This is a genomic window from Undibacterium sp. CCC3.4, from assembly GCF_034347425.1.
Lineage (GTDB): Bacteria > Pseudomonadota > Gammaproteobacteria > Burkholderiales > Burkholderiaceae_D > Undibacterium.
Map to the genome: position 1 here is coordinate 2,096,233 of NZ_CP133779.1, position 16,971 is coordinate 2,113,203.

General features: G+C 58.8%; 2 protein-coding genes. Both read left to right on the forward strand.

The genetic code is table 11. The features are described 5' to 3' along the window. Positions 1–201: 201 nt before the first annotated feature. Positions 202–16,347, forward strand: coding sequence for an autotransporter-associated beta strand repeat-containing protein (locus tag RHM61_RS09480; protein WP_322250867.1), 16,146 nt, complete (start codon positions 202–204; stop codon positions 16,345–16,347). Positions 16,348–16,585: 238 nt separating this feature from the next. Further along, a complete protein-coding gene (gene yajC, locus RHM61_RS09485; RefSeq protein ID WP_322250868.1) occupies positions 16,586–16,921 on the forward strand; it encodes a preprotein translocase subunit YajC in 336 nt (111 codons plus the stop codon). The last annotated feature ends 50 nt before the right edge of the window (positions 16,922–16,971 follow it).

Genomic DNA, 16,971 nt, shown 5'->3' on the forward strand with positions numbered 1-16,971 from the left:
GATTTTAAGCTTGAATTTCAATCCGAGAAGATATGTAATTGATCACAAGAAGGCGCATTTTTTCCCTTTATTTTTCTGCGCATGACGCTGAAGAAACGAAGCCGGAAGCGCTTGGCGTAATCGGTATGCCCATTCCAGTCTTAGCTTACTGGCGACTTCTTCAACGATGGAAATGTCACGGCGTCAGAGCGGAGCAATCGTATGAATCATGTTTATCGATCGATTTGGAATGCGGCCAGCGGTGCCATGGTTGCGGTAGCAGAAAATGCCCATTCTCACGCGAAAGGTCGATGCGCCAGCGCACGCCGTAGCGTCCAAAAACAGCCGCTGTTATGCCCACGCACGGTCGCTCAACTCGCTCTTTTATTGTTAACCGTATTGGCCACGGTGCCGGCCGGTGCAGGTTCACTGAGTTGGGATGCCAACGGTGCTAGCGCCGGTTCGGGCGGCAGCGGCACCTGGGATACTGCGACGGCCAATTGGTATGACGGGGTGGCGTGGTCAGCGTGGAATAATGCCGGCAGCAGCGATGCCGTATTGAATGCGGCGATCGCGCCCAACAGTGGCAGTGCCGTCGCGGTCGCAGGCGCGATCAATATCAATAATCTCACCAGCAACAGTGCTTACACGCTCACTGGCGGCAGCCTGGGTTTGGCCGCTGGCGGTTCGACCATCAGCGCCAATGGCGGCAATCTGAGCATTGCTTCGGTACTGTCCGGTGCCGGCAGCGCCTTAACCACGGCCGGCAACGCCAGCGTGATACTCAGCGGTGCCAATACCTATGGGGGCACCACGACGATTTCGTCCGGTAGCTTGCAAATCGGTGCCGGCAGCACCAGCGGTAATCTCGGCAGCGCCGCCGTGATCGATAACGGCAGCTTGGTGCTCAACCGTAGCAATGCCATGACGGTCAGCAATGCCATCAGTGGCAGCGGCAACTTGCTTAAAAGCGGGGCCGGCACCACCATCCTGACCGGTGCTAATACCTACGCGGGTCCGACCACGATTTCGGCCGGTATCCTGCAAATCGGTGCCGCCGGCACCAGCGGCAGCTTGGGGCTAGGCGCGGTGAGCAATAACGCGACGCTGCTGTTCAATCGCAGCGACACGCTCAACGTTGCGAATGCCATCAGCGGTACGGGAGCATTGACGCAAAGTGGCAGCGGTACCCTGCGCTTGAGCGGCACCAACACCTATAGCGGCGCTACCAGCGTGACGGCCGGCACGCTGCAAGGCGGTGCCGCCAACAGCTTGAGCAGCAACTCCGCGCTCACTCTCTCGGCCGGTGCTAGTCTCGATTTGTTTGGCAATAATCAAAGCATCGGTTCTTTGAGCGGCACCGGTGGCACCGTCAGTAACAGCGCGGCTGTCGCCGCCGTGCTCAGTACCGGCTCGAACAACGCCAACGGTTCGTTTGCCGGTGTGATACAGGATGGTGTCGGCACGACCGCCCTGACTAAACTTGGCACTGCCACGCAGATTTTGAGCGGCACTAATACCTATAGCGGCGGCACCAATATTTTCAGCGGCATCTTGCAACTCTTAGGCACCACCGCGAGCTTCGGCACTGGCAACATCATCGATAACGGCACTCTCGCTATCAACCGCAGCAATTCGTTTACCTTGGCCAATGCCATTTCCGGCACCGGCGGCTTGACCAGATTCGGCATCGGTGGTATCACCACGATTTTGACCGGTGCCAATACCTACAGCGGTACGACAGCCAGCACCGGTAATTTACAAATCGGTAACGGCGGCACCAGTGGCACGCTCGGTAGCGGTGCGGTGACCATTACTAACGGCAGCTTGATTTTCGATCGTAGTGACGCGCTCACTGTCGCCAACACCATCAGTGGGAACGGTGCCTTGTCCCAGATCGGCGCGGGTACCACCACGCTAAGCGGGGCCAACAGTTATTCCGGCAGCACCACCATTTCTGCCGGGGTCTTGCAAATCGGCGCCGGTGGCAGCAGCGGGACACTGGGTAGCGGTGCGGTGATCGACACCACCGCCTTGCTTTTCAATCGCAGCAATACCTTGAGCGTCGCCAACGCCATCAGTGGCGCCGGCAGTCTGAGTCAGATCGGCAGCGGCACGACAATCTTGAGCGGTGCCAATACCTATACCGGTGCCACCAGCATTGCGGCCGGCACCCTGCAAATCGGCGCCGGTGCCGCCAGCGGCAGTCTCGGCACGGCGGCCGTGAGCAATAACGGCAGCCTGGTTTTTAATCGCAGCGATGCGATCACAATCAATAACGTCATCAGCGGCAGCGGCAGCCTGAGCCAAAACGGCACCGGCACCACGGCCCTGACGCGTGCCAATACCTATACCGGCACGACGACCCTCAATGCCGGTACCTTGCAGCTCGATTTTTCTGCCGTCGGCGCACCGGCGAGCAATATCATCGCCAGCACTTCTGGCGTGGTATTCAACGATAGTGCGGCCACGCTGGAAGTCAAGGGCAAGGCCGGGCAAAACGGTTTGGTACAATCGTTCAATGGCATCAGTACCGTTTCCGGCAATGGCGGGGTGATGAAATTGACGCAAAATGGTGCCACCGATATCGATGTCAACATAGGCGCGCTCGGCGTCGATAGCGTCGCCAATTTTGTCGGTGCCACTGGCTCGGCCTTGGGGGCACGCATCATTACCAGCACTAATCTCGGCGGCAATGATGGCTTGACTCAGCTAGGCGGCGGCGTTTTGTGGAATGGCACGAATTTTGTTTCGATACAAAAAGTCGCCGGGGTCAATTATGTGGTGGCGCTGGCAGCACCACAGCAAAATGTCTACACCGGCTCGGCCGGTGGCGCGCAAGTAATTCCGACTTCGGGCGGCCAAAATGCCATCATCAATTTGTTAGAAGGTGGTGCCGTCGGAGCGCCGAATTATCTCGGCGCGGCCAGTACGACCATACAATCGTTGCTGATGACGGCCACCACCACACCGGCAGTGATCGCCATGAATCATAATTCCGCCAATGATACGCTGGTGGTCGGCAGCAATGTTGCTGCCAGCCAGAATGGCACGATCGCTTTGACCTCGCCGGCACAATCCTTGACCATCGGTCAGACCCCGAATCAAGGTTTTCTCACCGCGGGCGCCAGCGCAGCCTCCACCCTCAGCCTGACCAATGCCAGCCCGAGTGCCGTGCTGAGCGTCAATAGCGTGATCCGTGATAATGCCGCTGCCGGTGCCGTCTCTTTAAACAACGACAACATCGGCGGTGGTACGACGATTCTGGCGGGTAATAATACTTACAGCGGGACGACTTCGATCGGTTCAGGAACCCTGCAAATCGGTGCGGGTGGCACGAGTGGTACTTTAGGTGTCGGTGCGGTGGACAATGATGCCAACTTGGCCTTCAATCGCAGCGATACGATGACCGTCGCCAATGCCATTAGCGGCGAGGGAAATCTTAAACAAATTGGCAGCGGCACCACCATCTTGAGCGGTACCAACAGCTATCTCGGCAGCACCACGATCTCGGCTGGCAGCTTGCAAATCGGTGCCGGTGCCGCCAGCGGCAGCTTGGGTAACGGTGCCGTCATCGATAATGCCAATCTGAGCTTCAATCGCAGCGACAGCGCGACCATCAACAATGCCATCAGCGGCAGCGGCAGCCTCAGCCAGAGCGGCAGCGGCACGACGATCTTGAGCGGTATCAATACGTATAGCGGCGCGACCACGGTCACGGCCGGCACGCTGACGGGCGGCATCGTCAACGCCTTCGGCAGCAATTCGCTGCTGAGCACGGCGGCCGGCGCGACGCTCGATCTCGGCGGCTACAACCAAAGCCTGGGCGGGCTAAGCGGCACGGCCGGCACGGTCAGCAACAGCGGCGCGGCGGCGACGTTGAGCGTCGGCACGGCGAATGGGGCGACGACGTATCTCGGTGTGTTACAAGATGGTGCCGGTCAATTGGCCTTGCAAAAAGTCGGCAGCGGCAGTCTGAGTCTAGGCGGTGCCAATACCTACAGCGGTGCCACCACGATTTCCGCCGGCAGCCTGCTCGCTGGCGCGGCCAATGCCTTCAGTGCGCAATCGGCGTTCAGTACTGCCAGCGGTGCCAGTCTCAATGTCGCGGGCTTCAATCAAACCATCGGTTCACTGGCCGGCAGCGCCGGCACCGTCACCAACAGCGCGGCGACGGCGGCCGTGCTCAGTAGCGGTGCCGACAATACCAGTACTAACTTTGCCGGTGCGCTGCAGAATGGCGCGAGTGTGCTGGGCTTCACCAAAATCGGCAGCGGCACGCAAACCCTGAGTGGGACGAATACCTATACCGGTACCACCACGATTAGCGCCGGTACTTTACAAATCGGTGCCGGTGGCAGTTCCGGCTCGCTTGGCACGGGGGCAGTCGTGAATAACGCCACCCTGAGTTTCAATCGCAGCGGCGTACAAATGGATGTCGTCAATGTGATCAGCGGCACTGGCAATCTGGTCGACAACGGTAGCAACCATGTCGTGCTGTCGGGTAATAATACCTACAGCGGCACGACCAGCATCGGTGTCGGCAGCGTGCTCTTCGCCGGCTTCGGTACCGCTACCGGTACGTTCGGTAGCGGTGCCATCATCAATAACGGCAGTGTCGTGTTTGGCCGCCGCGATACGGTCACGGTTGCCAATGCGATTTCCGGCAGTGGCTCGGTGACGCAAGACAGTCAGGGTGCCGGGACTGGCATCTTGACTTTAAGTGGCAACAATACCTATACCGGTGCGACCTTGATCCTGCACGATATACTCATGGGTGGGCGCGTGAATGCGTTTGGGCTTAATTCTGCCGTCGCCGTGACGTCTTCGGGATTTCTTGACCTCAACGGTTTCGATCAAGCGATCGGTTCGCTGACGGTCAGCGCCGACAGCGATGTCTCGAATGGCGGCAGTGTTGCCGCCACCTTGACTACCGGCAGCGACAATAGCTCGACGCTGGCGAGTGGCTTGCTGTCCGATGGCGGCAGTGCCAGCCTGGCCTTAAAAAAAGTCGGCAGTGGCACGCTCACGCTCAATCATAGCAATAATAACTATAGCGGTGCGACGACGGTGCTTGCCGGTACGCTCGCTGCCAGTGCCGTCAATGCCTTTGGGAGCAACTCAGCCGTCACCATGGCCGCTGGTGCCACGCTCGATCTTGGTGGCTTCAATCAAGCCATCGGCTCCTTGTCCGGCAGCGGCGGCGCGATCAGTAACAGTGGCGCGGCGGCGGTGACGCTCAGCACCGGCAGTGACAACAGTTCGACTACTTTTTCCGGCAGCATCAGCGATGTGGCCGGGCCGGTCGCTGTGCTCAAAACCGGCAGCGGTACGCAAATTTTCAGCGCGACCAATAGCTACAGCGGCGGCACCACGATCAGTGCCGGCACCCTGCAACTCGGTATCGGCGGCAGCAGCGGCAGCATGGGCGTGAGCAGCGCCGCTGTGCTCGATAACGGTGTCTTGGCGGTCAATCGCAGCGATGCCTTCGTGCTCAATAACCTGATCAGTGGCAGCGGCGGCATCAGCCAACTCGGCAGCGGTTCGACCAGCTTGGGCAGCGCCAATACCTATAGCGGCGCAACCAGCGTGATGGCCGGCAGCCTGATCGCCGGCGTAGCAAATGCCCTAGGCAGCAATTCGGCCGTCAGCCTTGCCAGTGCCGCCGTCTTGGATTTGTATGGCAATAATCAGAGCATCGGATCACTGGCAGGTGCCGGTGGCAGCGTCACCAGTTCGGTCGCCGGGACTGTGCTGTTGAGCACCGGTGGCGACAACAGTTCGACCGAATTCGCTGGCCTCATTCAAGACGGGGTCGCCAGCGTGAGTCTGACAAAAACTGGCAGCGGCACCCAAATACTGAGCGGCGGCAATACCAATAGCGGCAGCACTACCATTAGCGGCGGGGTACTGCAACTCGGCAATGGTGGCAGCAGCGGGGGTATCGGCAGCGGCGCGGTGATCGACAATGCCGCCTTGGCAGTCAATCGCAGCGATAGCGCCACGCTCGCCAATGCCATCAGCGGCAGCGGCAATCTGCTGCAAAACGGCAGCGGTACGACGATTTTGACGGCTGCCAACAGCTACACCGGCACGACCAGCATCACTGCCGGCACGCTGCAAGTTGGTGCCGGTGGCAGCAGCGGCAGTCTCGGCAGCGGAGCGGTGATCGATAATGCTCACTTAGTGTTTAATCGCAGTAATGCCTTGACGGTCGGCAATGCCATCAGCGGCAGCGGCAGCCTGACTCAGAGTGGTAGCGGCACTACGACTCTGGGCAGCAGCAATAGCTACACCGGTAGCACCACGCTCAGCAGCGGCACATTGGCGGCTGGCGCCCTCAATGCCTTCGGTACCAATTCAGCGCTGACTACGGCCGCTGGTGCCACGCTCGATCTGGGCGGTTTCAATCAAACCATCGGTTCGCTGGCTGGGGCTGGCGGCACGCTCACTAACAGTGGCGCGACGGCGGCGCTGCTGACCACCGGCGGCGATAACAGTACCAGCAATTTTGCCGGCAGCATACAAGACGGTGTCGCGGCTACGGCACTGAGCAAGGTCGGCAGTGGCACGCAGACACTGTCTGGCAGCAACACTTACAGTGGCGCGACTACGCTCAGTAATGGTACGTTGGCCGGCGCTGCGCTCAACGCCTTCAGCAGTCACTCCGCCGTCACGACGTTGGCCGCTAGCACGCTCGATCTTGGCGGTTTCAATCAAACCATCGGTTCGCTGGCTGGCAGTGCAGGCACGGTCAGTAACAACGGTGCCAGCGCAGCGCAGTTAAGCACGGGCGGCGACAATAGTTCGGTCAATTTCGCCGGGCACTTACAAGATGGGCTCAGCGCCATTGCTCTGAATAAAATCGGCAGTGGCACGCAGACTTTGAGTGCCGCCAATAGCTACAGCGGGCTCACCACTATCAGCGCCGGCACGTTGCAGCTCGGTGCTGGTGGCAGCAGCGGTAGCGTGGGTAGCGCTGCGGTGATCGATAATGCCAATTTACTCTTCAATCGCAGCGATACGGCGACGCTCGCTAATGCCATCAGCGGCAGCGGCAGCGTCGGGCAAAACGGTAGCGGCACGACGATACTGAGCGGTGCCAACAGCTATGCAGGCACCACCACGCTGACTGCCGGTAGCTTGCAAGTCGGTGCCGGTGGTACCAGCGGCAGCCTGGGTAGCGGTGCCGTGATCGATAATGCGAATTTGCTGTTTAATCGCAGCGATGCGTTGACGGTGGCGAATGCCATCAGCGGCAGCGGAACATTGAGCCAAAATGGTGGCGGCACCACGACATTGTCGAGCAGTAACAGCTATACCGGTGCCACACTGCTAACCAGTGGCACGCTGGCGGCCGGTGCGCTCAATGCCTTCGGCAGCAACTCGGCCGTTAGCATGGCCGCCGGTACCACACTCGATCTCGGCGGTTTTCAGCAAGCCATCGGTTCGCTGGCCGGCACCGGCGGCACGGTGAGCAACAGCGGTGTTACGGCCGCAACCCTGAGCAGCGGTAGCGATAACAGTTCGAGCAATTTTGCCGGCACCATACAAGATGGCATCGGTACCACGGCGCTGAGCAAGTCCGGCAGCGGCACGCAAACGCTGTCTGGCACCAATACGTACAGTGGCGCGACCACGCTCAACGGTGGCACGTTGGCGGCCGGGGCGGTGAATGCCTTGAGTAATCATTCGGCCGTCGTCACGGCTGCCGCTAGCACGCTCGATCTGGGCGGTTTCAATCAAGCTATTGCTTCGCTGGCCGGCAACGCCGGCACGGTGAGCAACAGTGGCAGCAATGCGGCGCTGTTGAGCCTGGGCAGCGACAACAGTTCCAGTAAGTTTGGCGGCACCATACAAGATGGCGTCAGCCTGACTGCGCTGACGAAAGTCGGCAGCGGCACCCAAACTCTTTCCGGTAGCAATACATATACTGGCGCGACTACGGTCAGTGGCGGCACCTTACTATTGGATTTCTCCGCTCCAGCAGCGGCTGTCGCGAATATCCTCGCCTCCAGCTCCAGCCTGATTCTCCAGGGCGGAACCATCGAAGTGAAAGGCGTCAGCACAGCAAATGGTTTGCTTGAATCATTTCAGAACAGTAATTCTGGTGCCGGCACCTTCAAATTAAGCCAAAACGGCGCGCAAGATATCGATGTCAATCTCGGTGCGCTCAGTAGCGACAGCGCGACCAACTTTGTCGGTGCCAGCGGCGTCACACGTGGCGCGCGTTTTATTACCAGCAGTAGCGCCGGTGCCAATGATGCCCAAACACAGGTAGCCGGTGGGGCATTATGGAATGGCACAAGCTTTGCATCTATTCAAGATGTCAGCGGGGTTCATTACCTGGTGCAATTACAATCTTCACAGCAAAACGTGTTTACCGATCCGGCCAGCGGCAGCATCGTGATTCCTGATATTCCGGCACACGATGCCATCGTGACGATACAAAACGGCGGTCCCGCGAGCAGTGCCAATCAGCTCGCTGCCGCTGTCACCACGCTGCAATCTTTGCTGATGTCTGCCAGCACCGCACCATCGACCATTGCGATGAGTCAGAACTCTGCCAATGACACCTTGGTCATCGGTAGCAATGTCGCTAACAGTCAGAATGGCACGATTGCGATCGCTACAACGGCGCAATCTTTGAGTGTGGGCCAAGTCGCAAATCAAGGCTTTCTGACGGCCGGCAGTAGTGGCGCTTCCGCGGTGAATCTAAGCAACGCCAGCGCGAGCTCGGTATTGACCGTCAATTCCGTGATCAGCGATAATGCTGGTGCTGGGGCGGTTGCGCTCAATGTTTCCAATATAGCCAATGGCACGACTATTTTAGCTGGCGATAACACCTACAGCGGTGCGACCATCATCAGTGCCGGTACGCTGCAAGTCGGTGCCGGTGGCAGCAGTGGTAGCTTGGGCAGCGCGGCGGTGACGAATAACGCTAACTTGTCTTTTGATCGCAGCAATACCCTGCTGGTCAGTAACGCCATCAGTGGTACTGGCAGCCTTAATCAAATCGGCAGTGGCACCACCGTCCTCAGCGGCGCGAATACTTACAGCGGAGCCACCACCGTCAGCAATGGCACACTGGCCGCGGGTGCCGTCGACGTTTTCGGCAGCAACTCGGCCGTCACTACGGCCGCTGGTGCCACGCTCGATCTCGGCGGTTTTAATCAAGCTATCGGTTCGCTGGCTGGTACTGGCGGCACGGTGACGAACAGCGGTGCGACAGTGGCAGCGATGACGATCGGTGGCAATAACAGTTCAGCCAATTTTGCTGGCACGATACAAGATGGTGTCAGTGCCACAGCCTTGACGAAGGTCGGCAGCGGCACGCAAACACTATCCGGCAGCAATACGTACAGCGGCGCGACCACGGTCAGTAATGGTACATTGTCCGCCGCTGCCATGAATGCCTTCGGTAGCAATTCAGCGCTGACTACTGCTGCTGGTGCCACGCTCGATCTCGGTGGTTTCAATCAAGCCATCGGTTCCCTGGCCGGTACTGGCGGCACGGTGACGAACAGCGGTGCAACAGTGGCGGCGATGACGACGGGTGGCAATAACAGTTCAGCCAATTTTGCTGGCACGATACAAGATGGTGCCAGTGCCACAGCCTTGACGAAAGTCGGTAGCGGCACGCAAACGCTGGCGGGTACGAATACCTATAGCGGCGCGACCACGGTCACTAACGGTAGCTTGGTCGCCGGCGCGCTCAATGCCTTCGGTAGCAACTCGGCCGTCACCACGGCCGCTGGTGCTACGCTCGATCTCGGTGGTTTCAATCAAGCCATCGGTTCGCTGGCTGGTAGCGGTGGTACGGTGAGCAATAATGGTCTAACGGCGGTCACGATGACGACGGGTAGCAATAACAGCTCGACCAATTTTGGCGGCAGCATACAAGATGGTGTCAGTGCCACGGCGCTGACGAAACTTGGCAGCGGCACGCAAACACTGTCCGGCAGCAATACGTACAGCGGCGCGACCACGGTCAGTAATGGCATACTGGCCGCCGCTGCCATGAATGCCTTCGGCAGCAACTCGGCTGTCACCACGGCTGCTGGTGCTACGCTCGATCTCGGTGGTTTCAATCAAGCCATCGGTTCGCTGGCTGGTAGCGGTGGTACGGTGACGAACAGCGGTGCAACAGTGGCGGCGATGACGACGGGTGGCAATAACAGTTCAGCCAATTTTGCTGGCACGATACAAGATGGTGCCAGTGCCACAGCCTTGACGAAAGTCGGTAGCGGCACGCAAACGCTGGCGGGTACGAATACCTATAGCGGCGCGACCACGGTCACTAACGGTAGCTTGGTCGCCGGTGCGGTTAATGCCTTCGGCAGCAACTCGGCTGTCACTACTGCCGCTGGTGCTACGCTCGATCTCGGTGGTTTCAATCAAGCCATCGGTTCGCTGGCTGGTAGCGGTGGTACGGTGAGCAATAATGGTCTAACGGCGGTCACGATGACGACGGGTGGCAATAACAGTTCAGCCAATTTTGCTGGCACGATACAAGATGGTGTCAGTGCCACAGCCTTGACGAAAGTCGGTAGCGGCACGCAAACGCTGGCGGGTACGAATACCTATAGCGGCGCGACCACGGTCACTAACGGTAGCTTGGTCGCCGGCGCGGTTAATGCCTTCGGTAGCAACTCGGCTGTCACCACGGCCGCTGGTGCTACGCTCGATCTCGGTGGTTTCAATCAAGCCATCGGTTCCCTGGCCGGTACTGGTGGTACGGTGACAAACAGCGGTGCAACAGTGGCGGCGATGACGACGGGTGGCAATAACAGTTCAGCCAATTTTGCTGGCACGATACAAGATGGTGTCAGTGCCACAGCCTTGACGAAAGTCGGCAGCGGCACGCAAACACTATCCGGCAGCAATACGTACAGCGGCGCGACCACGGTCAGTAATGGTACATTGTCCGCCGCTGCCATAAATGCCTTCGGCAGCAACTCGGCTGTCACTACTGCCGCTGGTGCCACGCTCGATCTCGGTGGTTTCAATCAAGCCATCGGTTCCCTGGCCGGTACTGGCGGCACGGTGACGAACAGCGGTGCAACAGTGGCGGCGATGACGACGGGTGGCAATAACAGTTCAGCCAATTTTGGCGGCAGCATACAAGATGGTGTCAGTGCCACAGCCTTGACGAAAGTCGGTAGCGGCACACAGACGCTGGCGGGCACGAATACCTATAGCGGCGCGACCACGGTCAGTAATGGTAGCTTGGTCGCCGGTGCGGTTAATGCCTTCGGCAGCAACTCGGCTGTCACTACTGCCGCTGGTGCTACGCTCGATCTCGGTGGTTTCAATCAAGCCATCGGTTCGCTGGCTGGTAGCGGTGGTACGGTGAGCAATAATGGTCTAACGGCGGTCACGATGACGACGGGTGGCAATAACAGTTCAGCCAATTTTGCTGGCACGATACAAGATGGTGTCAGTGCCACAGCCTTGACGAAAGTCGGTAGCGGCACGCAAACGCTGGCGGGTACGAATACCTATAGCGGCGCGACCACGGTCACTAACGGTAGCTTGGTCGCCGGCGCGGTTAATGCCTTCGGTAGCAACTCGGCTGTCACCACGGCCGCTGGTGCTACGCTCGATCTCGGTGGTTTCAATCAAGCCATCGGTTCCCTGGCCGGTACTGGTGGTACGGTGACAAACAGCGGTGCAACAGTGGCGGCGATGACGACGGGTGGCAATAACAGTTCAGCCAATTTTGCTGGCACGATACAAGATGGTGTCAGTGCCACAGCCTTGACGAAGGTCGGTAGCGGCACGCAAACGCTGGCGGGTACGAATACCTATAGCGGCGCGACCACGGTCACTAACGGTAGCTTGGTCGCCGGCGCGGTTAATGCCTTCGGTAGCAACTCGGCTGTCACCACGGCCGCTGGTGCTACGCTCGATCTCGGTGGTTTCAATCAAGCCATCGGTTCGCTGGCCGGTACTGGCGGCACGGTGACGAACAGCGGTGCAACAGTGGCGGCGATGACGACGGGTGGCAATAACAGTTCAGCCAATTTTGGCGGCAGCATACAAGATGGTGTCAGTGCCACGGCGCTGACGAAACTTGGCAGCGGCACGCAAACACTGTCCGGCAGCAATACGTACAGCGGCGCGACCACGGTCAGTAATGGTAGCTTGGTCGCCGGTGCGGTTAATGCCTTCGGTAGCAACTCGGCTGTCACCACGGCTGCTGGTGCCACGCTCGATCTCGGTGGTTTTAATCAAGCCATCGGTTCGCTGGCTGGCAGCGGTGGTACGGTAAGCAATAATGGTCTAACGGCGGTCACGATGACGACGGGTAGCAATAACAGCTCGACCAATTTTGGCGGCAGCATACAAGATGGTGTCAGTGCCACGGCGCTGACGAAAGTCGGCAGTGGCACGCAAACGCTGGCGGGCACGAATACCTATAGCGGCGCGACCACGGTCAGTAATGGTAGCTTGGTCGCCGGTGCGGTTAATGCCTTCGGTAGCAACTCGGCTGTCACTACTGCCGCTGGTGCTACGCTCGATCTCGGCGGTTTCAATCAAGCCATCGGTTCCCTGGCCGGTACTGGTGGTACGGTGACAAACAGCGGTGCAACAGTGGCGGCGATGACGACGGGTGGCAATAACAGTTCAGCCAATTTTGGCGGCAGCATACAAGATGGTGTCAGTGCCACAGCCTTGACGAAAGTCGGTAGCGGCACACAGACGCTGGCGGGCACGAATACCTATAGCGGCGCGACCACGGTCAGTAATGGTAGCTTGGTCGCCGGTGCGGTTAATGCCTTCGGCAGCAACTCGGCCGTCAGCACGGCCGCTGGTGCTACGCTCGATCTCGGTGGTTTTAATCAAGCCATCGGTTCGCTGGCTGGTAGCGGTGGTACGGTAAGCAATAATGGTCTAACGGCGGTCACGATGACGACGGGTAGCAATAACAGCTCGACCAATTTTGGCGGCAGCATACAAGATGGTGTCAGTGCCACGGCGCTGACGAAAGTCGGCAGCGGCACACAGACGCTGGCGGGCACGAATACCTATAGCGGCGCGACCACGGTCACTAACGGTAGCTTGGTCGCCGGTGCGGTTAATGCCTTCGGTAGCAACTCGGCTGTCACCACGGCCGCTGGTGCTACGCTCGATCTCGGCGGTTTCAATCAAGCCATCGGTTCGCTGGCTGGTAGCGGTGGTACGGTGACGAACAGCGGTGCGACAGTGGCAGCGATGACGATCGGTGGCAATAACAGTTCAGCCAATTTTGCTGGCACGATACAAGATGGTGTCAGTGCCACAGCCTTGACGAAAGTCGGTAGCGGCACGCAAACGCTGGCGGGTACGAATACCTATAGCGGCGCGACCACGGTCACTAACGGTAGCTTGGTCGCCGGCGCGGTTAATGCCTTCGGCAGCAACTCGGCCGTCACCACGGCCGCTGGTGCTACGCTCGATCTCGGTGGTTTCAATCAAGCCATCGGTTCCCTGGCCGGTACTGGTGGTACGGTGACAAACAGCGGTGCAACAGTGGCGGCGATGACGACGGGTGGCAATAACAGTTCAGCCAATTTTGCTGGCACGATACAAGATGGTGTCAGTGCCACGGCCTTGACGAAACTTGGCAGCGGCACGCAAACACTGTCCGGCAGCAATACGTACAGCGGCGCGACCACGGTCAGTAATGGCATACTGGCCGCCGCTGCCATGAATGCCTTCGGCAGCAACTCGGCTGTCACCACGGCTGCTGGTGCTACGCTCGATCTCGGTGGTTTCAATCAAGCCATCGGTTCGCTGGCTGGTAGCGGTGGTACGGTGAGCAATAATGGTCTAACGGCGGTCACGATGACGACGGGTAGCAATAACAGTTCAGCCAATTTTTCTGGCACGATACAAGATGGTGTCAGTGCCACGGCGCTGACGAAACTTGGCAGCGGCACACAGACGCTGTCCGGCAGCAATACGTACAGCGGCGCGACCAGCATCAACGGCGGTAGCTTGCGGGCCTGCGCCACCAATGCACTCGGGCATAATTCGGCAGTCACTACCAGCGTCGGCAGCACGCTCGACCTGTGCGGCTATAATCAGGCTGTCGGCTCTTTGTCTGGCAGTGGCGGCACGCTGAGCAATAGTGGCGCGACCGTCGCGATATTGAGTACCGGCGGCAATAACAATTCCAGTCAATTTGCCGGTCGCATGCAAGATGGTGTCAGTGCCATGGCGCTGAGTAAAGTTGGCGATGGTACCCAGATTCTCAGTGGTAACAATAGCTACAGCGGTACCACGACGATACTTGCCGGAACCTTGCAAGTGGGGGCCGGAGCCGCCTTGGGCAGCTTGGGCAGCGGTGCTGTCAGCAATAACAGTCATCTGGTGTTCAATCGCAGCGATGCCATTGTCGTGAACAATGCCATCAGTGGCAGTGGTAGTGTCAGCCAAAGCGGCACAGGCAGTTTGACGCTCACTGGCTTGAACCGCTACACCGGCGCGACGACGATCGCTGCCGGCAGCTTGAAAACTGGTGTGGTAAACGCATTAGGACAAAATTCGAGCGTCCAGATTGCTGCCGGAGCGAGTCTCGATTTGGCTGGCAACAGTCAAGCCATCGCCAGTTTGAGTGGTGCCGGCAGCATCAGTAATAGCGGACTCGCGGTGGCCCTGCTCAGCGTCGGCGGCGGCAATGCCGGCGCGAATTTTTCCGGCAGCATCGCCGATGGCAGTGCTGGCATGTCGCTCAATAAAGTCGGCAACGCCGTGCAAATTCTGAGCGGCGTGAATAGCTACAGCGGGCCGACTACCATCTCGGCCGGTAGCTTACAGGCCGGTGCCGCCAACAGCCTTAGTGCGGCGTCGGCCCACACCGTCGCGGCCGGGGCCAGCCTGGATTTGGCCGGTCTGGGCCAAACCATCGCCGCATTGAGCAATAATGGTACGGTCTCCTTGCTCGGTACGGCAGCTGGCACGACGCTGACGGTGACCGGTGCCTATGTCGGAAAAAATGCTGTATTGCAACTTGGTAGCAGCTTCAACAGTGCTGCGGTGAGCGATATGTTGGTACTCGACGGTACCCGTGCCAGTGCCAGCGGCAGCACACAGATTCGCTTGGTCAATCTTGGTGGGCTGGGAGCGGCCACCAGTGGTGATGGTATCAAAGTCATTGCTGCACGCAACGGTGCCAGTACGACTGCTCAAACCAGTAAAGATGCCTTTACGCTGGCGGGTTCCAGCGCCGCCGTGACGGCGCACGCGCCGAGTGCACAATCGTTTGGCACGAAGGCGGTGGCCAGCGACAACCATGTCGATGTCGGTGCTTACCAATATCGCTTGTATGCGGCCGATGCCAAGGGTGCCGGTGAAGATTGGTTCCTGCGTACCCAAGTTGTAGCAAGCGCGGCGGCCGCACCGGTGACGGCCTATCGTCTGGAAGCGCCGCTGTTAGCGGCCATCCCAGCGCAACTGATGCAGGCCGATATGGCCATGCTGGGCAGTTTGAGTCAGCGTGCCGGCGCAGCCAATGCGGCGCTGCGTTCGCTGGACACCTCGAACCTTACGCCCGAGTCGGATCAACGCCACGCCTGGGGGCGTGCGCTGGCGACGAATGTCACATTGACACAACAAGGTCTGTTGCAAGCCGCAAGCGCCGGCCATGTCAGCGGTTTTCAAGCCGGCAGCGACCTCTATGCCAGTCACGGCTGGCGTGCCGGTGCTTACCTCGGCAACGTCGATGGCAGTGCACAGGTCAGCGGTTTTGCTGGCGGCAAAAGCGGGCAATTGGGATCGAACAGCTTGCGGGCACAGTACACCGGCGCTTATCTCAACTATACCGATGTCGGGCAGCGCTATATCGATCTGGTGCTACAAGGCGGGACCGACCATTACAGTGCCATGCCCAACAGCAGTTCAACGGTCGCTGGTGCCGCACGCAGCTTGACCGCTTCGCTGGAAGTCGGCCTGCCAGTGCCGCTCAGTCCGCGCTGGAAGCTGCAACCGCAGTTGCAACTGATCCATCAAGCTTTTCATATCGATGAGGTCGGCATTGTTGGTGCTAGTGTGCAGCAGCATCAGGGCAGCGCATGGAATGTGCGTGCCGGCCTACATCTGCAAGCTCGGCTCGAGAGCTCGGCAGGCTTGCTCGAACCTGAGCTCAGTGTCAATGTTTATCACGGCAATCAGGGTGCGGCCATCAGCCGTTTTATCAGCGATTCAACGACCGATATCAGCAGCCACACCGGCTACACGGCAATCGGCTTAGCCGGTGGCTTTGAGCTCGCGCTCAATTCGCGCGTCAGTTTATATGCGCGTGCCGAATATTTTGGTGGTGGCGGGGAAACAGCGGTCCGCCATACCAGTACCGGATCACTGGGTTTGCGCGCGAGTTGGTAGCGGCGAGCCGTGCACCGTACATAGCGCGTAAATGGCTTGCTGTCATATCTATTCGACATCCATAACTTGTTTTTTGGCAATATTGATCGTCATCGAATCTGCGAAAAGTAAAGCTAGCAATGCTAGAATGGCGGGTTGCAGTGCCTCTGAGCTTGAAATCGGCTCGGTCGGCCTGATCTGCTTCGTCTCGGTCGCTGTGACCCGACAATCTTATTTTATCCATGAACGGAGTTTGAACGTGTTTATTTCCAACGCTTATGCACAATCTTCGGGCGGCCTCGCCAGCCTTGGTGGCGACGGTAGCCTGATGAGTTTTTTGCCTCTGGTACTGATGTTTGTGGTCTTGTATTTCCTCATGATACGCCCGCAAATGAAGCGTCAAAAAGAACAACGCGCGATGATGGATGCGCTGGCAAAAAGTGATGAAGTTGTCACTTCCGGTGGCGTATTAGGCAAGGTCGTCAAAGTCACTGAAAGCTATGTCACGCTGGAAGTGTCCAGCGGCACAGAAATCGTGGTACAGAAAGTGGCAATCACCATGTTGTTGCCTAAAGGCACGATTAAGGCGATTTAATCAATTCTCGGCAACGCAGTCCAGCAGTAATCGGGGCTGCGTTGTGCTTT